Source organism: Salmonella enterica subsp. enterica serovar Typhimurium str. LT2 (genome assembly GCF_000006945.2).
GTDB classification, from domain to species: domain Bacteria; phylum Pseudomonadota; class Gammaproteobacteria; order Enterobacterales; family Enterobacteriaceae; genus Salmonella; species Salmonella enterica.
On the sequence record NC_003197.2, the window covers coordinates 617,812 to 636,846 of the forward strand.

A 19,035-nucleotide genomic window follows, 5' to 3' on the forward strand; every position below is an offset into this window, starting at 1 on the left:
AATAGTTTAAAGTTATTGTTATCTTATTAATTGATCGTTGTTACCGATCAATTGGGGCTACTGATTGCTAAGTAGTTTGGGACAAAAACGGGACACACAAAGCTTTGCATCGGCTTGCAAGGCTTTGCATGTTTTTCGAAGATGGGGCGAGTGAGCGCCGTAGTAATGGGATAACTTGTTGTTAGCTCAGGTAGTTCCAGGAACATCTAAGCCGTGGGTCGCAGGTTCGAATCCTGCACGGCGCGCCATTTAACCTCTCAAAATTACGTTAATCCGTAAGCTTCTGCGGCGGCGACGTTGCGCCATCCGCAGTACGTGACGCTAATATGCAAATAACTAATTGCGTTTAATCTGTTTATGGTGCTCCTCAGCCTGGATCTCGTGGGAGAAAGAATGGGCATTATTCATCGATTAATGGATGACCATTGCTTTTTCATAGTCGTCCATTTCAGAAAAGGATGTCGCATTTTCCACAGTAGCCGGGGCGCTGGGTTTCTGTGTCTGAGCCATTTGCTGATGCGCGAAGGCGTCACCGTTATTCATCATCTCATGTGCTGTGGCGGATAATTGGCGGGATTCCATTTTCTCTGCGGTGTTTACGCCAGCTGAAATAAAAAAACGACAGCTAAAAGGGATGTAAACTTATTCATCTTATTTCTCCGGTGTGGGTTAATAAGAGAAATAATAAAACAGTTGTTGGGCCTGGCGCGTGACGGGATAATGACGATTATATCAGATTATTTTGCTGGCTAGTGATAGCGCCTTTCACTATCGCTACAGTTCAACGGAGGTGTTTGGGGAATGTCAAAATAAAACGAGTAGCGCGTGTATCGGAGGTGACAGAAATTTTTCCCCGGTGCGCAGTGACGATGGATTTTACAATTGCCAGGCCTATACCGCTGCCTTCCCCTTTACGCTGGCGGGAGGGATCAACGCGATAAAAACGATCGAAAAGGAGCGGCAAATGTTCCGGCGCGATTGGCGTACCGGGGTTTTCAACAATAATATGTATCTGGTCGTCCGCTTCTTTTATCCGAAGAGTAATGGTTTTACCCGGCGGCGTATAGCGCATCGTATTAGAGAGTAAATTACTGATCGCTCTGCGCAGCATGATGGGATCGCCGGTGATTCAGCAGGCGCGGCCTTCAAAGCGCAAGCTCCCAACACCTTTTCGGCAGAAAAACTCGATGAGGCGCTTTACCACGGGGCGGTGCTCCGGGTGCGGCCAAAAGCCATGACGGTAGCGGTGATTATCGCCGGTCTGCTACCTGTTTTATGGGGGACCGGCGCGGGTTCTGAGGTGATGAGCCGTATTACCGCGCCATTGCTGTCGCTGTTCATCATTCCGGCAGCCTACAAGCTGATGTGGCTGCGCAGGCATCGTCGCCTTGCGGCATAACGTGTGCACCCCGCCTGCGGCGTCAAACTGCAGGCGGGTTCAGCGTACGTTTATCGTCCGAGCGCGCTGACCCGTTTGCGGTACTCGCCTGGTGTACAACCGAATTCACGGACAAAAGCTTTGTGAAAAGAAGATTCGCTCGCATAACCTACCGACTCGGCAATCACCATCACCGGCAGCACTTCACGCGACAGGGTCTGGGCGGCGATTTGCAGGCGCAGCGTTGTTAACACGGCTAAGGGCGTTGTAGCGGACACGTCGCGAAATAGCTGGGCGAAGCTCGCCCGCGACATGTGTACCCGTTGCGCCAGCGTTTCGACCGTCCAGGGATGCGCCGGTGTTTCCAGCATGTGAAGGATCACGCGGCCCAGCCGGGGATGCAGTAATAAATTGAGCACGCTTTTCGCCGTGCCAGCCTGCGATAGCCAGTCGCGAACGGCGAGGGTAAACAGCGTGGCGCACTGCTGACTGTATAAGACATCAGCGCCAGGTAAATGGCGTTCTGACTCCTGCTGTAACAGCAAAATGGTGGCGTTAATCCAGATACTGGCGGGGCTATGCGGCGGCGGGGCAAGACATAACACTTCCGGCAACGCGGTAAGGAAATAACGTGACGTCGTGTGCAGACGTAGACTACCGCAGACGATATGTGTCGGTGATTCGCCAGACTGGCGCAAACGGTGGGCGGAGTTTTGCGGCAGAATCACCACCTTTCCCGGCGTAAGCGTCATGGCGTCGCCGGTAGGCATTTCCAGTTGCGCTTCGCCCTGCGTAACGGTATGCCAGCGAATCACCGATAGTTCGCCAGCGGCGTGCGGCAACTGCCAGTCGCCGCCTAACGGGCAATTCTTGTCGATTGAGCCCTGAGGGGCGTTAAGCGTCAATAGCCGACTAAGCGCATCCATATAGACTCCAGAACAGATTTATTTTCAAAACTAGAGATAACCATTTCTGTATCTGTTCACTATATTTCGGACTCAATGTCATTTCTACCCTTGTTTTTGCTAACCACCAATTTAGACGATAAGACAAAAAATGGCGCGTTGCGGATAACCCTGTCTTTTTTGACGTTATTTATACTTGTCCTGACAAACAGATGGTGATTTGGCGGAGAAAGAAGATGACACAGTATCAGGCGCTCATTATTGGTTTTGGCAAGGCAGGAAAAACGTTGGCGGCAACTCTGGCGAAGACGGGATGGCGCGTGGCGATTATCGAACAGTCCGCCAGTATGTTCGGCGGAACCTGCATCAACATTGGCTGTATTCCAACGAAAACGCTGGTGCATGATGCGGAACGTGAGGGCGATTTTTCTGTCGCCATGCAACGTAAAGCGGCGGTCGTAAATTTTTTACGCGACAAAAATTTTCATAATCTTGCCGACCTGGACAATGTCGATGTGATTGAGGGAAGGGCGGAGTTTATTGATAACCATACCTTACGGGTATTTCAGGCGGACGGCGAGCGGGTGTTACGGGGAGAAAAGATCTTTATTAATACTGGCGCAGAGTCGGTGATCCCGGCTATTACGGGCTTAACAACGACGGCAGGGGTGTTCGATAGCACCGGGCTACTCAGCCTGAGCCAGCGTCCGGCGCGGCTGGGGATTTTAGGCGGTGGTTATATTGGCCTTGAATTTGCCTCAATGTTCGCCAACTTTGGTACGAAGGTCACTATCTTTGAAGCAGCGCCGCAATTCCTGCCTCGTGAAGATCGGGATATCGCGCAGGCAATTACCCGTATTTTACAGGAAAAGGGCGTCGAGCTGATTTTAAACGCCAACGTACAGGCCGTATCCTCAAAGGAGGGCGCGGTACAAGTAGAAACGCCGGAAGGCGCGCATCTTGTGGATGCCCTGCTGGTGGCGTCGGGGCGAAAACCGGCGACGGCTGGCTTACAGTTGCAGAACGCCGGCGTGGCGGTGAACGAACGCGGCGGGATTATCGTGGATGATTACCTGCGTACCACGGCGGACAATATCTGGGCGATGGGCGACGTTACCGGTGGGTTGCAGTTTACCTATATTTCACTGGATGATTTTCGTATTGTACGCGACGGGTTATTGGGAGATGGCAAACGCAGTACCCGCGATCGCCAGAATGTTCCGTATTCCGTCTTTATGACGCCGCCGCTCTCTCGTGTCGGGCTGACGGAAGAACAAGCGCGGGCAAGCGGCGCAACGGTGCAGGTGGTGACATTACCGGTGGCGGCGATCCCTCGCGCCCGTGTTATGAACGATACTCGTGGCGTACTAAAAGCGGTAGTGGACGTGAATACGCAGCGTATTGTAGGGGTGTCATTGTTATGCGTCGATTCTCATGAAATGATTAATATCGTTAAAACCGTTATGGATGCAGATTTACCTTATACGGTGTTACGCGACCAGATATTTACCCATCCTACAATGAGTGAGTCTTTAAACGATCTCTTCTCTCTCATTAAGTAAAACATAAATAATATAGCCCTGTTAATCAGGGCTTTTTTTTGCCTGTCAGACCATAAAAATACGCCAGGACAAATATGCTGGCGTCTGAAAGAAAAGGCTTTAGTCAGGCATAACGTATTATAACACCATTGAAATAACCCACGACTGGAAATCTCGATGTTAAAAGTTACCACACTTATTGCTTCATTATTGGCTGCGCCGCTGGCGTTTTCCGCTTCCGCCCAGCCGCTAACCGACGTTGAATATATCAGCGTTTCTGCGGTGTCAGCAACGCCGTCAATGCTTGAAGATGCTATTGCCAGACTGGCGCAAAGTAAACAGGCGTCGTCATGGAAAATTACGTCAATGCGTATTGATAATACGGGTTACGCCACTGCGATATTATATAAATAAGGAGAGTCTGAGATGGATAAATATCTTCGTCTGTTAAGTCAGGGGGATCGGCTGGGGTTAACATTAATTCGCCTGAGTATCGCCATCGTTTTTATCTGGATTGGACTACTAAAATTTGTGCCCTATGAGGCAGACAGTATTACCCCGTTTGTGGCGAACAGCCCGTTTATGTCTTTTTTCTATGAACATCCGGAAGAATATCGTCAGCATCTGACTCATGAGGGCGAACTAAAACCGGAGGAACGCGCCTGGCAAACCGCCAATAATACGTATGCGTTTTCGGATGGTCTGGGCGTGGTGGAATTGATTATCGCGGCGCTGGTACTGGCTAACCCTGTCAGCCGTTGGTTAGGGCTGGCGGGCGGCGTGCTGGCATTCCTGACGCCATTTGTCACGCTGTCGTTTTTAATCACCACGCCGGAGGTCTGGGTTATGCCGCTGGGCGATGCGCATTATGGTTTTCCGTATTTATCGGGCGCCGGGCGGCTGGTATTAAAAGATACGTTAATGCTGGCAGGTGCGGTGATGATCATGGCGGACTCCGCCCGTTCGTTACTTTTACAGCGACAGTAGCGACCCTCTTACCCTCTTTATGCCGCGATTCGTCGGGTGGCGCTTGCGCCATCCGACAATGTGTTGATGAATGATGGACTACCCTGACAGAAGTTCCTGTTCCACCTGTTGAACCTGCGCCTCCAGCGTATTGCGAATTTCGGTTAGCGCCCGTTCCTGCTCGGAGAAATAGGCTTCCTTATCCGCAACGGAAGAGGCGAGCCGCCAGGCATTTTCCGTTTCCAGTTGCGTTATCTCTTTCAACAGCGCGTCGATTTGCGTGCGGAGCTGGCGTATTTTATGGCGCAGATGTTCCAGGTTATTGAGCCTGTCGCTTGCCATCATCGGTTCCAGACCGCTTTGCAACTGTGTCAGTAACGCGCGAATTGCCGCCAGATCGGCATTCTGCCGCGCCTGATTAAGCTGTACCATCATCTGGTGCGCTTTTTCTTTTAATTCATCGGCGACCACATCCGGGTGACACAGGCGGCTGGCCTGACGCCACAAACGTTTTAATTCACTGCGTTCGTCTGCCGACAAACGTTGATCGCGGGCGTAGCGGAATTGCGCTTCCTGCTGCTGCTCCCGATACTGGTGATAGTCCTGTTCCGCATTTTCCTGCGCCTGGCGGAATGCGCTGTCGTCCTGATGGGAAAAATCCGCTTCCAGCTCGCGAATTTCCGCCAGCAACGCGGTGATTAACTCCGTCTGCTGCTGGATTCGCTGACGGATGCCCACCGCTTCGCGCGAGGCGGCATTCAATCCTGTCCACTGCTGTTTTAGCGTTGCCAGTTGATCCACGGCCTGGGAAATAAATTGCAGGCAGGATTGATAATCCTTTTCCCGGCGTTTTATTTCGGCTTCTTGCTTACGCTGCATACTCACCGCGAGCTGTTTACGCAACTCCAGAATACGGCTCATCAACGGCCCGAGACGCAGATGATAGAGGTCGTTGAAATCGTCGAGGATTTGTACCCGCGCATTTCGTTTGTCAATCAGATCGCGAAGTTGGGCTTCAAGCGCTTTCAGCTCCAGTTTACTGGCGGCAATAGAGGGATCTTGCCACGTCGAGAGCGCCCGTTGAGCCTGTAGCCAGGCGGCGATCTCTTGCATGGCGTCACTGAATCGACGAGCTTCAATCGCCTGGGCAATCGCGCTGATTACGGCATCCTGCGGCTCATTTTTCAGGTAGATGAGCTGCTGACGGATAATCTCTTCGTCCTCAAGTTCGATGGCGCTTTTGATGATCTCTAAACGTTTGATGATCTTATTCATGACGTTGATGCCTGGCGTGGCTCAAAAACGGATAACAGATACCAGGTCTGATTCACCTTTTTGAAAATACTGAAAAAATACTAAATGTATTCTGTAGGGTGTCGTACTTTTCGTCCAGAGTTATTCACATATTTTATACCCGGCGTCTGTCACCCGTAACGTTCTATATCGGCGCGCACTCTTTTCTTTTTACTCCCCACGACATCTTTTTTTACACGATAACGTTAACGTCCGGAGTTGAGCCTTGACAAACGATTGCGCCTTGCGGCAGCGAGAGCGAAATGTTAAAAGGTGCCCCTCAATAAAAACGATACAGGGGTAGGACGTGAAAAACGCGTCAACTGCATCCGGCGCCAGCGTGTCGGATGCCGCGTCGAAGAATGAACCGACGCTTCAACGGGGGTTGCAAAACCGCCATATTCAGCTAATCGCCCTGGGCGGCGCCATTGGCACCGGACTGTTTCTGGGCATCGGCCCGGCGATTCAAATGGCGGGGCCGGCTGTTTTGTTGGGCTATGGCGTTGCCGGGATTATCGCTTTTCTCATTATGCGCCAGTTGGGTGAAATGGTCGTGGAAGAGCCGGTTTCCGGATCGTTTGCCCACTTCGCCTGGAAATATTGGGGGCCGTTTGCGGGCTTTTTGTCGGGCTGGAACTATTGGGTCATGTTTGTGCTGGTCGGGATGGCGGAGCTGACCGCGGCGGGCATCTATATGCAGTACTGGCTGCCTGACGTACCAACATGGGTATGGGCGGCGGCGTTTTTTATTATCATTAATGCCGTGAATCTGGTGAACGTTCGTCTGTATGGCGAAACGGAATTCTGGTTCGCGCTGATTAAAGTGCTGGCGATTATCGGCATGATAGGTTTTGGTCTGTGGCTGCTGTTCTCCGGCCACGGCGGCGAACATGCCAGCATTGATAACCTCTGGCGTTATAACGGTTTCTTCGCTACCGGTTGGCATGGTTTGCTTCTGTCGCTGGCGGTGATTATGTTTTCTTTTGGCGGACTGGAGCTGATCGGCATTACTGCGGCGGAAGCGCGCGATCCACAAAAAAGCATTCCGAAAGCGGTGAATCAGGTGGTATACCGTATTTTGCTGTTCTACATCGGTTCGCTGGTGGTGTTGCTGGCGCTCTATCCGTGGGTAGAGGTGAAATCCAATAGCAGCCCTTTTGTGATGATCTTCCATAACCTGGACAGTAATGTGGTGGCTTCGGCGCTGAATTTCGTTATTCTGGTCGCGTCGCTTTCGGTGTATAACAGCGGCGTTTATTCGAATAGCCGAATGCTGTTCGGCCTGTCCGTACAAGGCAATGCGCCGAAATTTTTAACCCGCGTCAGCCATCGCGGCGTACCGGTGAACTCGCTGATACTTTCCGGAGCGATTACCTCGCTGGTGGTGCTGATCAACTATCTGTTGCCGCAAAAAGCGTTTAGCCTGTTGATGGCGCTGGTTGTCGCGACGCTATTGCTAAACTGGATAATGATCTGTCTCGCGCATTTACGTTTTCGCGCGGCGATGCGTCGTAAAGGGCGCGAGACGCAATTTAAGGCGCTGTTCTATCCCGCCGGAAACTATTTGTGCATTGCGTTTCTGGCGCTGATTCTGGTGTTAATGTGTACGATGGACGATATGCGATTGTCGGCGATTTTGCTGCCGGTATGGATTGTATTCCTGTTTATCGCGTTTACCGTTTTGCGCCGTAAGGCTCATTAACTTTTTTGCCCGATCCCATGTTCATGCGATCGGGCAATCCATTAATGCCGCAATGTCCCTGACAGCGCGCGAATATCGCTGCCGGTCGGCGTCTGATGAATACGCAAGCCAAACTCTTCCACCACGGCAAAAATATGGTCGAAAATATCGGCCTGAATGCTCTCATATTCCAGCCACACGACGGTATTGGTAAAGGCGTAGATCTCTATCGGCAAACCATGATCGTCAGGCGCCAGTTGGCGTACCATCAGCGTCATGTCTTTACGGATGCGCGGATGGTGGCGTAAATATTCGTTCAGATAGGCGCGAAATGTCCCGATATTGGTCATGCGGCGGTGATTTAAGGCTGATTCCGGCGCATCCAGTTGTTTATTCCATTCATCGATTTCCTGATGACGGCTGGTAAGGTACGGCTTTAACAGTTGCGCGGTTAACAGCCGCTGTTTTTCATCATCATCCAGAAAATGGATACTGGTCGCGTCAATATTAATGCTGCGTTTAATCCGGCGTCCGCCGGACGCAGACATGCCGCTCCAGTTTTTGAATGAGTCGGAAACCAGCGACCAGGTGGGAATGGTGGTGATGGTATTATCCCAGTTGCGTACTTTTACCGTGGTTAAGCCAATATCAATGACCGCGCCATCTGCGCCATATTTCGGCATTTCCAGCCAGTCGCCCAGTTTGAGCATATCGTTGGCGGAAAGCTGGATACCGGCAACCAGGCCAAGAATCGGGTCTTTAAAGACCAGCATTAATACCGCGGCCATCGCGCCCAGCCCGCTGATTAAAATTGCTGGTGACTGGCCAATCAGCAGTGAGATCATCAGAATGCCGACGATAATTGCGCCGATGAGCTTAATACCCTGAAATATTCCTTTTAGCGGTAACTGAGAGGCGGCGGGCCATTTTTGCGATAGATTGAAAATCACGTCCAGCAAGGAAAATAACGACAGCAGGGCGTAGGTCATAATCCATAACTGCGCGCAGGTCGTCAGGATATCCGCAGCCTCACTGCCTTTTTGTAGCCAGAGCGCGGCCTGAATATTGACAATGATGCCTTGCAGCGTAAAAGCCAGACGATGGAATAATTTATTCTGGGTAATAATTTGCAGCCACAGGCGGGAACTGGCGCTGGCACGTTTTTCGAAAGCGCGCAGTACTATCCAGTGCAAAATAATATGCACGACAACTGCTGTCAGAAAAATAATACCAAATATCACCACCAGCGACGTGGTGTGATTCATTTCAATTCCCGCTAAATCTTCTACCCGGGATATCAATTCCTGCATAATCTCTCCTTTATAAACAGCAGCCTATGATGACTGCTGAATGGCATTTATGCAAATCAGGACGCCTGCGCTTCAGGCATAATCAGCAACAGACGGGTAAAAGCGCCTCTGGGGTTATCCATACGCTATATTTTATCCTGCGCCCTGTAAACGTCGTTATTTTACGCGGTTCCCTCTTTTTGAACAGGCGCCAGTCCGTCAACAATGAATGAAAATTTTTTAACCAGAATGTTTAAAACGATTGCAATATCTCTGTCGGATAATGATTAGCACCGTCGTACCTATCAACAATAACATTAAGGAACATCGGATGACCCAAAAGCGTACCCTGCTAAAATACGGCATACTCTCGCTGGCGCTGGCCGCGCCATTATCTGCCTGTGCGTTTGACTCTCTTACGGTGATTGGCGATAGCCTTAGCGATACCGGTAATAACGGTCGCTGGACCTGGGATAGTGGTCAAAATAAGCTCTACGACGAACAGTTGGCCGAACGATATGGGCTGGAATTAAGCCCTTCCAGCAATGGCGGCTCTAATTATGCCGCCGGCGGCGCGACGGCGACCCCGGAATTAAACCCGCAGGATAATACCGCGGATCAGGTACGGCAGTGGCTTGCCAAAACGGGGGGAAAAGCCGACCACAACGGTTTGTATATTCACTGGGTCGGCGGAAACGATCTGGCGGCGGCCATCGCGCAACCAACCATGGCACAGCAAATAGCCGGTAATAGCGCCACTAGCGCGGCGGCGCAGGTAGGGCTGTTACTGGATGCCGGCGCCGGGCTGGTCGTGGTGCCAAACGTACCGGATATTAGTGCGACGCCAATGCTTCTGGAGGCGGTAATCACCGCTGGGCTGGGCGCAGCGGCGCCCCCGGCGCTAAAAGCGGCGTTAGATGCGCTGGCGGAGGGCGCTACGCCCGATTTCGCCAGTCGGCAACAGGCGATCCGCAAGGCGCTGCTGGCGGCGGCTGCAACGGTAAGCAGCAATCCATTTATTCAGCAACTGCTCGTTGAACAACTGCTGGCGGGCTATGAAGCGGCGGCAGGGCAGGCGTCAGCTCTGACCGATTATTATAATCAGATGGAAGAGAAGGGGCTGGAGCAACACGGCGGCAATATAGCCCGTGCCGATATCAACGGCCTCTTTAAGGAAATTCTTGCCAACCCGCAGGCGTTTGGTCTGACAAATACCGTAGGTATGGCCTGCCCGCCTGGCGTATCCGCTTCGGCGTGCTCCTCGGCAATGCCTGGATTTAATGCGTCGCAGGACTATCTGTTTGCCGATCATTTACATCCCGGTCCGCAGGTCCATACCATTATTGCGCAATATATTCAGTCGATCATTGCCGCGCCGGTACAGGCGACATACCTGAACCAAAGCGTTCAGTCGATGGCGCAAGGCAGTCGTACCACGCTTGACAGCCGTTATCAGCAGCTTCGCCAGGGGGAAAATCCTGTTGGTTCGCTGGGCATGTTCGGCGGATACAGCGGGGGATATCAACGTTATGATAATAATGAGGCCGACGGGAACGGTAATCATAATAATCTGACGGTTGGCGTCGATTATCAGCTTAACGAGCAGGTTCTGCTGGGAGGGCTGATAGCCGGTTCTCTGGATAAGCAACATCCTGACGATAATTATCGTTATGATGCCCGCGGTTTTCAGGCCGCCGTATTCAGCCATTTACGCGCCGGTCAGGCGTGGCTGGATAGCGATTTACACTTTCTGTCCGCTAAATTCAGTAACATTCAGCGCAGTATAACGCTCGGTGCGCTAAGACGGGTGGAAGAGGGCGAAACCAACGGTCGGCTGTGGGGCGCGAGGTTAACCAGCGGTTATGATTTTGTCATGGTGCCGTGGTTAACGACCGGACCGATGCTGCAATATGCATGGGATTACAGCCACGTTAATGGTTATAGCGAGAAGCTCAATACCAGTACATCAATGCGTTTTGGTGACCAAAACGCCCATTCGCAGGTGGGTAGCGCGGGTTGGCGTCTGGATCTTCGCCACAGCATCATTCACTCCTGGGCGCAGATTAATTATCGCCGTCAGTTTGGCGATGATACGTATGTGGCGAACGGCGGCCTTAAATCGACCGCGCTGACGTTTAGCCGCGACGGAAAAACGCAGGATAAAAACTGGGTTGATATCGCGATTGGCGCAGATTTTCCGCTGTCGGCAACGGTGTCCGCTTTCGCCGGGCTGTCGCAAACGGCAGGGTTAAGCGATGGCAATCAAACCCGTTATAACGTTGGGTTTAGCGCCCGATTTTGATGACACGCCAGGGAGGGCCAACCCCGTTCGTTCGTGACACGATGAGCCGAAAGCGCAACGGTAAGTTTTATAAAAAGTAAGTATTTTCAAAAATGTGGGTGAAGCCTGTGACGTCGTTTGTAAATTATCGTATAAGCGGAGTTTACGTTTTTGGCGGGGCGCAGGTATGAATAAAGAGTCCATATTTCGTCAGTTGGAGCTACGGCTAGCCGGATGTTCACTAACAGCTGACGCGTTAGGCGCGTTTAGCGCAATGGCGATTGCCGACAGTCTCAGGCAAAAACGCAGCATTATTAGTCACCATCTTAATAACTTGCATCGTGAGCAGCGGGTGGTCAAAGTGAATAGCCGCCCGGTGCTGTTCCTGCCCGTCGAGGCGCTACGTCGTCACCACCGGCTGGCGGTTCGGCAGGGGGATTACGCGTCCATTCAGGCGCTGTGCGCGGAGCGGCAGGACAGTCTGGAGCTGCTCATTGGCGCACAGGGCAGCTTGCAGGAGTCCCTGCGTCAGTGTAAGGCGGCGATCAGTTATCCCGGCGCGGGCTTGCCTTTGCTGCTGCGCGGCCCGACGGGGACAGGAAAAAGTTTTTTGGCGCGTCAGCTTTGGCAGTACGCCATCGAGCAGGGCATTTTGCCCCCGGAGGCGCCCTTTACCGTGTTTAACTGCGCCGAATACGCTAATAACCCGGAATTGCTGACGTCAAAATTATTTGGTCATGCCAAAGGTGCGTTTACCGGCGCAGACAGAGCGGTATCCGGGTTAATTGAGACCAGTAATGGCGGCGTATTGTTTATCGATGAAGTGCACCGTCTTCCGCCGGAAGGGCAGGAAAAACTGTTCCATTTTATGGATAACGGCACCTGGCGTCGCTTAGGCGAAAGCAGCGATGAACGCAGCGCCACGGTACGTCTGATATTCGCCTCTACCGAAGATCTGGAAAAGCACTTTCTGGCGACATTTATTCGCCGGATACCGGTCATTGTCAAAATTCTGCCTATCGCCGAACGCGGACAGTATGAGCGGCTGGCGTTTATTCACCATTTTTTTCGTCGCGAGGCGCAGCGTCTTCATCACGATTTGTCGCTGGATAGTGAAATTATCAGCCAACTGATGCAGGAGACCCTGGAAGGGAATGTCGGCGGCCTGGAAAATCTCATTCGTAATATTTGCGCCAGCGCCTGGACTTTCGGCCAGCGTGACGATGGGGTACTGGAAGTAAAAGCCGGGCAACTGCCGGATCGTCTGCTGATGGAGGTGCCCTTTACCGTTCCGCAGACGGCGGAACGCATCATGATTTATCGCGAAGGTGGCGTTTTTCCGCGAGTTTCCGGTCAGCATCAGGAATATTTACGGTTGACGGAAAACATTTGCGGCCTGTGCGAAGAGCTGGCGCAGGAGAATATTTCCGCACGGACGTTTGACAAGCTGGTCTATCAAAACCTTACGTTATATCTCGATGCCTTAATGAATAAAGAGAGCCCTCGCGCTCGTCAGGACAAGCGGCTGCGTTTTATCGAAGATGTCGGGAAAGCGATCGCTGCACATTACGATCTCGAACTGAATGCGGAATTCGCTTATCTCACTGGACGTTACCTTACCAGCCTGCCGTTAACGCCGGTGGAGGCGTCGCCATCGGTTCGTCATGTGATGCTGCGCTGGCTGGAGGAGGCGCCGGGGCTGGCGCAGCGTGTGGCGCAAAAACTGCTGGACGTGGTAAATAATAAATATGATTTGTTAATCGACACGCTCGACAGACTGGTCGTGGCGGCCATCGTCAGTAATGCCATTGACGCCACCAGCGGCGGTAAGGTAAAAGCGCTGATCATCGCGCATGGTTATTCGACCGCCAGCAGCATTGCAGGCGTGGCGAACCGTCTGATTGGCGAAAAGATTTATCATGCGATGGATATGCCGATGGAGGTCGCGTTTAGCGATGTCAGCCGGGCCATTGTCGATTATCTCCAGCATACGGATACCCGCGCAGGCGTCATGGTGCTGATCGATATGGGATACACCAAAGAGATCGCCGATGCGCTTTTGAGCGTAATTCATGGCCCGCTGGTGGTGGTCGATAACGTTACGACGCGTCTGGCGCTGAACGTGGCCAGCGAGATCGCGCTGCAAAAAAACATCGAACAGATCGCCGAAGAGATCGTCCCGTTAAATCAGTCGCGCTGGGATGTCTTCTGGCCCGCGCAGAAAAAAGCGCGCGCGCTGCTGGTGACCTGTATTACCGGCATCGGGACGGCGTTTAAATTTAAAAATTTGATGGAAAAAAGTCAGTTGACCGACTTTGATATTAATATTATCGCCTGTGAATATACTCGCCTGAAAAACAGCCGGATGGCGGCCTCGTTGCTGAATCAGTATGAAGTGATTGCGGTTGTCGGCACCATTGACCCGCAGCTGGCGGGCGTTCCCTGGGTGGGGATTGAAGAGCTGCTTGGCGAGCAGGGGTATGCGCATTTAAGTCAGTTATTAAGCGGTTATCTTAACGATAAACAAATTGCGTTAATTAATAAAAATATGGTTCGCGAATTTTCGTTGCATAATGTGGTTAATTCGCTGACCATTCTCAATGCCAATAAGACGATAGGGCATATCGAAACGATTATTGCCGAATGGCAAAGTACGCTGGGCTTCAGCTTTAATAATAATTTGATTATTAGTTTATATGTTCATTTGAGCTGTATGATTGAGCGACTGGTCATGCGCAATGAAATTACCCACTATAAAAACATGACGGAATTTAACGAGCGGCATGGTGAATTTATCGCGATGGTAAATCATTCATTTCAGCGGTTGAAAATTCTTTATAACGTGGCGCTGCCGGTAGCGGAAATTGGCTATATCCACGATATTTTCGAATTACGGATAGAGGATTTTCACTGGTAGCTGCGGTAGTTCAGGGAAAAAGGGGCGCTAGCGCCCCGCAGAAGAAAGACCTGATGGCGCTACGCTTATCAGGCCTACAGATCGCTTTGTAGGCTGGATAAAGCGAAGCCGCCATCCGGCATAACTATTAATATTCAACTTTCCACATATACCGGCGGGTGGTCAGTGGGTGATTACGGGCTGTCGCCAGAGCGAGGTTATAAACGTCCAGCACACAGTTGTGCAACAGACCGCAGAAGTATTCGCCAACGTCGGTGGACAGATCCTGAATGCCGAGTTTATCCGCATCGATCAACTGCAGTTTTCCCTGATAGCGTTCAATAAAGCGAATCGCACGATCGTCCAGCGGGCGAGTGCGACCACTGCTTTGCAGCAATATAAACGGCGTGCCCGGCTCGGTGATTTCGAACGGTCCGTGGAAATACTCTCCGCTATGTATGCTGGCGGAGTTGATCCACTGCATTTCCAGCAGAATACAGATAGACTCCTGATGCGCGGCGCCGAAAGAGGGGCCGCTGCCCATCATATAGACCACCTTCTCATCCTTCCATTCGGCGGCGAAACGCTGAGCATCTTCTTGTACCTGCCGTTGGGCGCCGTGAACAACGTCGCTAAAGCGCCCAAATGCGCTGACTAACTCATCGTATTGCGCATAGCCCTCTGTTTGGGCGAGAATTTCCAGCGCCAGCCACAGGCTGTATGCGGCTTTTTGTTGTGCAGGGTCGACCGTTTCCGGATAACGCGCCCACTGATATTCAATGATGTAGTCGCTGTATTCGCACAACGGCGTGTCAGGTTGGTAAACCAGACCGATGGTCGCCGCTCCTTTTTCACGCGCCACGCGGGCGGCTGCGACGGTTTCCGCCGTATTGCCCTGCTGCGAGGCGAGAATAACGACGCTATTTTTTCCTAATGCTTTTGGTGTGGCGTGGACAAATTCATTACTGGTGATATAACCGACAGCCAGTTTTGACGCTTCACAGTCCAGAAAGTATTTTCCTGGCCAGAAGCCGGTTAATGAACCGCCGCAGCCGACAAACCAGACGCGTTCAATGTTTTGTTTACCTAAAATATCGCTAATAATACGGCGGGCATTTTCATGAGCAACAGACATATTTATCTCCTTAGCGTGTAGCGCGTCCTCCGCAACAGCGCGGATAATAACGAGCATTAATAAAAATTAAATTTCTTGCTTACTTTTCATTTTTTGATGGAATTGCGGATCTTTGGGTATCGCCGGATTAATGCCTTTTTGCGGGGGTAATATCGCACATAGCATTTGTAGCGGAATGATATATTCAAAGACGGCAAAGTCCTCATCATTGACAAACGGGAAATTCAGATTCAGACCATTATTTTCTACCTGCGGGCCGATGCGGTAAATAGACGGCGTCCACTCACCGAGTATTTGCGCCAGCCGATCCTGACGCGCGTCAGGCTGCGGGTCGAGCATAATGAGTGCGGATTGCGCATTAAAGGCATTGTAAATACCGTGAATAAACTCCTCGAATTCGTAGCCCGACACCGGACAGCGCAACGTCTCCAGCATCTTGAGCGCACCCTCCTGCACCGTACCGAACAGCGTTGCCGGGCCGGTCAGACGAATATCTGCGCTATCGCGCAGCGCCAGCGCATTGGTTTGCGCCCACGCCTGCGAGGCGGTAACCAGCGCGGGCAGGTGGTTAAAGGTCTTTTCCATCCGCAGCAGCAGTGACCGGCGCTGTTCGCCGTCCAGCCGCTGTTGCTGCCCGGCGACGGCGAGCGCCAGCAGCATCAAATTGAGAACCGTGCAGTGATAGCCTTTTGTTTTCGCGCCAGCGGTTTCTTCGCCGCAGGGAACGGTAAGGATATAATCCGCCGCCCGGTCGATAGTCGCAGGCGCCACGCCAGCCATTGAGGCGGTGATATGACCAACATTGCGGGCGCGCTCCATCGCCGCCAGCGTTGAGAGGCTGCCGCCGCCCTGGGAGATGCCGACAACCAGCGCCTTGCCGCTGCGGGCAAGCGTCTCGTCGTCAAGCATAAACGGCCAGCAGACATCCACTGGTAATGCGCACCAGCGCTGCATAAACGTGCGAGCGGTCAGCGCGCCGTGGTATGACGTGCCGGAGCCTGTCAGAATAATGCGGGTGACGCCGCGTTCCGTTAGCGCCTGCGCCGCGCGCCAGAGATCTTCCCGCGTCTGCGTCAGCATCTCCAGCAGGCGAAGGGGCGTCTCGTTCATATAGTCTTCTACTTGCATAGTGTTACCTCTCGTCAAAGCAGGCCCAGCGCGCTGGCAAGAAGCCCAAACACGACGGTGCCTAACAGGATCCAGTTAATGTTCACGCCCTTACGGATAAGTTTGTACATGCCGAGCGTGAAGAGCAGCGGCAGCAGGGAAGGGAGGATTTTGTCAATAAAATCCTGCACTTTCATGGTAGTCTGCCCGGCGGTAAAGCTCAGCGGGGTTGTAATGTCGATCATGCTGGCGGTCATGGCGCCGACGACCATCAACCCGACGATTGACGCGATATAAGTCACCCTGTCCATCAGCCCGCTTTGCCAGAGGCGCATCAGCCAGGTGGTCCCCGCCCGGTAGCCCAGTTTGAGGGCGTACCAGCGGCAGAGGATGTGCGGAATGTTATAGACCAGTAGGGCGAGAATCGGCCCCAGAATGCTGCCCTGCTGGGCAAAGTAGATCCCCATCCCGGCGGCGATAACTTTCAGCGATCCCCAGAAGATGGAATCGCCGATCCCGGCCAGCGGCCCCATCAGGCTGGTTTTAACGGCATTGATCGACTCTTCGTTAAAGTCCGGGTTGCGTTGATTTTCCTCCTCCATCGCAATCGACAGGCCAAAGACAAACGTTGACAGATGCGGCGTGGTATTGAACAGCACCAGATGACGCTGTAAGGCGCGCCCCAGTTCGGCGGGGTCCTGGTAGATACGCTTTAGCGCTGGCGACATAGCGAAGGCATAGCCCATATGCTGCTGGCGTTCATAGTTCCACGATCCTTGCAACGTAAAGGAGCGCCAGAAAACGCTGCGTAAATCGCGGGCGGTGATGCGGCTTTCGCTTTGCGAGTGAGCCTGTGCGTCGTCGATCAGGGTCTGCGTCACTTCACTCATGATTAGCCCTCCTGTTGGGATGTGTTAAGAAACTGGCTGATAATGAAAGCCAGCACCACGGCAAACAGCGCGATGGCGATGATGTCCAGTTTGGTATATGCGGCGATCAGAAAGCCCAGCCCAAGGTAAGGCATTAATTTGCTGCTAAGCATCATGCTGATCAGCAACGCGAAACCCAGCGCCGGCAAAATCTTACTGGCGACAACCAGGCCATTGGTAATAAAGGCGGGAATGGCGTCGAGGAACCAGGTGACGGCGGCAGAACCGAGCAAAATGGCGAAAAAGACCGGCAGAAAACCGCTTAGAAAATAGAGCAGCGTTGGGCCTCCCAGGTGCATAACGGCAACCATCCGGGTATTACCCTGCGCCGCATAACGATCGGCCATGTGGCCAAAGCGGGCGTTAACCACGCGCACCAGGACGCCGAGGGTCTGCGCCAGCATAGAGATAGGAATCGCGATGGTCAGCGCCGCTTCGGGCCCGCGCCCGGACATAATAGAAAACGCGGTCGCCAGCACCGAACCGGTGACGACATCAGGCGGTACCGCGGCGCCGATAGCGACATTACCTAAAAAGATCAGTTCCAGCGTCGCGCCGATCAGAATGCCTTCGTGTAAATTGCCGCAGACCAGACCGGTGAGGGCGCACATCACCAGCGGACGGTCAATCATCGACACGCCGAGTAAACGCCCGTCAAGAATGCCCAGTGCGGCAATCAGGCCGAGCAGCGTTGCGGTGAGCAACATAGTGACCTCCGGGTTCAGAGTTTATCGTTAAGCAATTCGGCGGAATGAGCCGGAACCTGGCGCATTTCCAGACGGATGCCTTTGGCTTTTAGCGCCTGGCTATCGGCAATCTCCTGCTCGGTCAGGTATATGGCTTTGCCGAACTGCTGCGCGCCCTCTTTTTGCGCGATACCGCCGTAGTTGATAACGCTAATCCCTGGCACTTTCTCGACGAAGGCGAGGGTTTCGGCGGTATTTCCCAGCACCACCATCACTTTTTTGTGATCCAGCTTGCCGCTGGCGAGTTTTTCCGCCGCCTGTTCCACCGTGATAATGTCCAGCGACACGCCAGCGGGTTTTGCCAGACTTAATGACATAGAGACAAACGCGTCGCCGGCGGCGTTGGCGTTAGCGACGATGATATGGTCGATATCCAGCGCCCGGGTCCAGGCGAAGACCACCTGGCCGTGCAGCAGGCGGTAATCAATGCGCACTAATTTGATCATGGGATTCTCCCTGTAGGTCAGCGGATGGTTGTGTTATTAGCGTGTTGATAAAGACAATGGATTCACGCGCCGCATTGGTGGCGTAGGTAATGGCCGCGTCTGTGCTTTCTTCTTCACAGAGTAAAAACTCCAGCAACAGGGTCATGTTGACGCCAGCCACCACAAAAACGTGACGGTGACGCATCAGCACTTTCGCGGCGCTATTGTTGATGCTGCCGCCGAGCAGATCGGTAAACACCACCACTTCTTCGCCGTTGGCTTGCGCGATCAGATTTTCGAGGGTTTGTTCAAGCTGCTCCGTGGTGACAATATCGCCATCGTAGGCGCAAACCGGTGTCACGCCGTGTTCGTCGCCAATCAGCAGCGATAGACTGTTAATAAGTCCGCGGGCAAAAGGGCCATGGCTGGCTACATAAACATGTCTCACCCGTTTTCTCCTTCA

Annotated in this window: 17 protein-coding genes, 1 pseudogene and 17 other annotated features; of the genes and pseudogenes, 7 read left to right on the top strand and 11 right to left on the bottom strand. The window is 52.7% G+C overall.

Annotated features, from left to right (window positions below; all coding sequences use genetic code 11):
* Nucleotides 1–336: 336 nt before the first annotated feature.
* Nucleotides 337–582 (bottom strand): annotated as a pseudogene (locus STM0560) (pseudogene; in-frame stop following codon 56).
* A 199-nt stretch (nt 583–781) separates the two neighbouring features.
* Nucleotides 782–1,116 (bottom strand): sensor protein gene (locus tag STM0561; protein NP_459553.1). Within the gene, nt 782–1,111 belong to an annotated coding region; the region does not span the whole gene.
* Nucleotides 1,111–1,116: a ribosome-binding site (putative RBS for STM0561; RegulonDB:STMS1H000890), on the bottom strand. It overlaps the preceding gene by 6 nt.
* A 98-nt stretch (nt 1,117–1,214) precedes the next feature.
* Nucleotides 1,215–1,220 (top strand) — a ribosome-binding site (putative RBS for STM0562; RegulonDB:STMS1H000891).
* Here STM0561 and STM0562 point away from each other — a divergent pair.
* Nucleotides 1,215–1,399 (top strand): putative transport protein gene (locus STM0562; RefSeq protein ID NP_447013.1). Within the gene, nt 1,220–1,399 belong to an annotated coding region; the region does not span the whole gene. Its footprint overlaps the feature before it by 6 nt.
* Before the next feature lie 50 nt (nt 1,400–1,449).
* On the opposite strand, the gene STM0563 is transcribed toward STM0562, so the two are convergent.
* Nucleotides 1,450–2,315 (bottom strand): putative transcriptional regulator (AraC/XylS family) gene (locus tag STM0563; protein NP_459555.1). Within the gene, nt 1,450–2,304 belong to an annotated coding region; the region does not span the whole gene.
* Nucleotides 2,310–2,315: a ribosome-binding site (putative RBS for STM0563; RegulonDB:STMS1H000892), on the bottom strand. (Overlaps the previous gene by 6 nt.)
* Before the next feature lie 191 nt (nt 2,316–2,506).
* Nucleotides 2,507–2,512, top strand: a ribosome-binding site (putative RBS for STM0564; RegulonDB:STMS1H000893).
* Here STM0563 and STM0564 point away from each other — a divergent pair.
* The 3 genes from STM0564 (at nt 2,507) to STM0566 (ending at nt 4,811) form a co-directional block, all read left to right on the top strand.
* Nucleotides 2,507–3,845, top strand: a protein-coding gene (locus tag STM0564) for a putative oxidoreductase (protein NP_459556.1). Within the gene, nt 2,520–3,845 belong to an annotated coding region; the region does not span the whole gene. (Overlaps the previous feature by 6 nt.)
* 144 nt (nt 3,846–3,989) lie before the next feature.
* Nucleotides 3,990–3,995, top strand: a ribosome-binding site (putative RBS for STM0565; RegulonDB:STMS1H000894).
* The gene (locus tag STM0565; protein NP_459557.1) for a putative periplasmic protein occupies nt 3,990–4,238 on the top strand. Within the gene, nt 4,002–4,238 belong to an annotated coding region; the region does not span the whole gene. It overlaps the preceding feature by 6 nt.
* Nucleotides 4,237–4,242 (top strand) — a ribosome-binding site (putative RBS for STM0566; RegulonDB:STMS1H000895). Its footprint overlaps the gene before it by 2 nt.
* Nucleotides 4,237–4,811 (top strand): putative inner membrane protein gene (locus STM0566; RefSeq protein ID NP_459558.1). Within the gene, nt 4,251–4,811 belong to an annotated coding region; the region does not span the whole gene. (Overlaps the previous feature by 6 nt.) The genes STM0565 and STM0566 overlap by 2 nt, the downstream gene beginning before the upstream one ends.
* Nucleotides 4,812–4,889: 78 nt before the next feature.
* Here the strand turns inward: STM0566 and STM0567 are convergent.
* Nucleotides 4,890–6,071 (bottom strand): putative ATPase involved in DNA repair gene (locus STM0567; protein NP_459559.1). Within the gene, nt 4,890–6,065 belong to an annotated coding region; the region does not span the whole gene.
* Nucleotides 6,066–6,071: a ribosome-binding site (putative RBS for STM0567; RegulonDB:STMS1H000896), on the bottom strand. It overlaps the preceding gene by 6 nt.
* A 307-nt stretch (nt 6,072–6,378) precedes the next feature.
* Nucleotides 6,379–6,384: a ribosome-binding site (putative RBS for pheP; RegulonDB:STMS1H000897), on the top strand.
* Here STM0567 and pheP point away from each other — a divergent pair.
* The gene (gene pheP, locus STM0568) for an APC family, phenylalanene transporter (RefSeq protein ID NP_459560.1) occupies nt 6,379–7,785 on the top strand. Within the gene, nt 6,391–7,785 belong to an annotated coding region; the region does not span the whole gene. Its footprint overlaps the feature before it by 6 nt.
* A 41-nt stretch (nt 7,786–7,826) precedes the next feature.
* Here pheP and ybdG read toward each other — a convergent pair.
* Nucleotides 7,827–9,085, bottom strand: a protein-coding gene (ybdG, locus tag STM0569; protein NP_459561.1) for a putative transport. Within the gene, nt 7,827–9,074 belong to an annotated coding region; the region does not span the whole gene.
* Nucleotides 9,080–9,085 (bottom strand) — a ribosome-binding site (putative RBS for ybdG; RegulonDB:STMS1H000898). It overlaps the preceding gene by 6 nt.
* Nucleotides 9,086–9,377: 292 nt before the next feature.
* Nucleotides 9,378–9,383, top strand: a ribosome-binding site (putative RBS for apeE; RegulonDB:STMS1H000899).
* Between ybdG and apeE the strand changes: the two genes are divergently transcribed.
* Together apeE and STM0571 are read left to right on the top strand one after the other, a co-directional pair.
* The gene (gene apeE, locus STM0570; protein NP_459562.1) for an outer membrane N-acetyl phenylalanine beta-naphthyl ester-cleaving esterase occupies nt 9,378–11,355 on the top strand. Within the gene, nt 9,385–11,355 belong to an annotated coding region; the region does not span the whole gene. It overlaps the preceding feature by 6 nt.
* A 161-nt stretch (nt 11,356–11,516) precedes the next feature.
* Nucleotides 11,517–11,522 (top strand) — a ribosome-binding site (putative RBS for STM0571; RegulonDB:STMS1H000900).
* The gene (locus STM0571) for a putative inner membrane protein (protein ID NP_459563.1) occupies nt 11,517–14,251 on the top strand. Within the gene, nt 11,522–14,251 belong to an annotated coding region; the region does not span the whole gene. It overlaps the preceding feature by 6 nt.
* Nucleotides 14,252–14,378: 127 nt before the next feature.
* On the opposite strand, the gene STM0572 is transcribed toward STM0571, so the two are convergent.
* From STM0572 to STM0577, 6 genes are all read right to left on the bottom strand, one after another.
* Nucleotides 14,379–15,377 (bottom strand): putative phosphosugar isomerases gene (locus STM0572; RefSeq protein ID NP_459564.1). Within the gene, nt 14,379–15,365 belong to an annotated coding region; the region does not span the whole gene.
* Nucleotides 15,372–15,377, bottom strand: a ribosome-binding site (putative RBS for STM0572; RegulonDB:STMS1H000901). (Overlaps the previous gene by 6 nt.)
* A gap of 54 nt (nt 15,378–15,431) precedes the next feature.
* Nucleotides 15,432–16,479, bottom strand: a protein-coding gene (locus tag STM0573; RefSeq protein NP_459565.1) for a putative inner membrane protein. Within the gene, nt 15,432–16,475 belong to an annotated coding region; the region does not span the whole gene.
* Nucleotides 16,474–16,479, bottom strand: a ribosome-binding site (putative RBS for STM0573; RegulonDB:STMS1H000902). (Overlaps the previous gene by 6 nt.)
* A gap of 28 nt (nt 16,480–16,507) precedes the next feature.
* Nucleotides 16,508–17,370 (bottom strand): putative transport protein, PTS system gene (locus STM0574; protein ID NP_459566.1). Within the gene, nt 16,508–17,362 belong to an annotated coding region; the region does not span the whole gene.
* Nucleotides 17,365–17,370, bottom strand: a ribosome-binding site (putative RBS for STM0574; RegulonDB:STMS1H000903). Its footprint overlaps the gene before it by 6 nt.
* The gene (locus tag STM0575; RefSeq protein NP_459567.1) for a putative inner membrane protein occupies nt 17,365–18,115 on the bottom strand. Within the gene, nt 17,365–18,108 belong to an annotated coding region; the region does not span the whole gene. The genes STM0574 and STM0575 overlap by 6 nt, the downstream gene beginning before the upstream one ends.
* Nucleotides 18,110–18,115, bottom strand: a ribosome-binding site (putative RBS for STM0575; RegulonDB:STMS1H000904). (Overlaps the previous gene by 6 nt.)
* Before the next feature lie 7 nt (nt 18,116–18,122).
* Nucleotides 18,123–18,599 (bottom strand): putative transport protein, PTS system gene (locus STM0576; protein NP_459568.1). Within the gene, nt 18,123–18,593 belong to an annotated coding region; the region does not span the whole gene.
* Nucleotides 18,571–19,027 (bottom strand): putative transport protein, PTS system gene (locus STM0577; RefSeq protein ID NP_459569.1). Within the gene, nt 18,571–19,020 belong to an annotated coding region; the region does not span the whole gene. Before STM0577 ends, STM0576 begins: the two co-directional genes overlap by 29 nt.
* Nucleotides 18,594–18,599, bottom strand: a ribosome-binding site (putative RBS for STM0576; RegulonDB:STMS1H000905). (Overlaps the previous gene by 6 nt.)
* Nucleotides 19,022–19,027, bottom strand: a ribosome-binding site (putative RBS for STM0577; RegulonDB:STMS1H000906). (Lies within the gene STM0577.)
* Nucleotides 19,028–19,035: the final 8 nt, after the last annotated feature.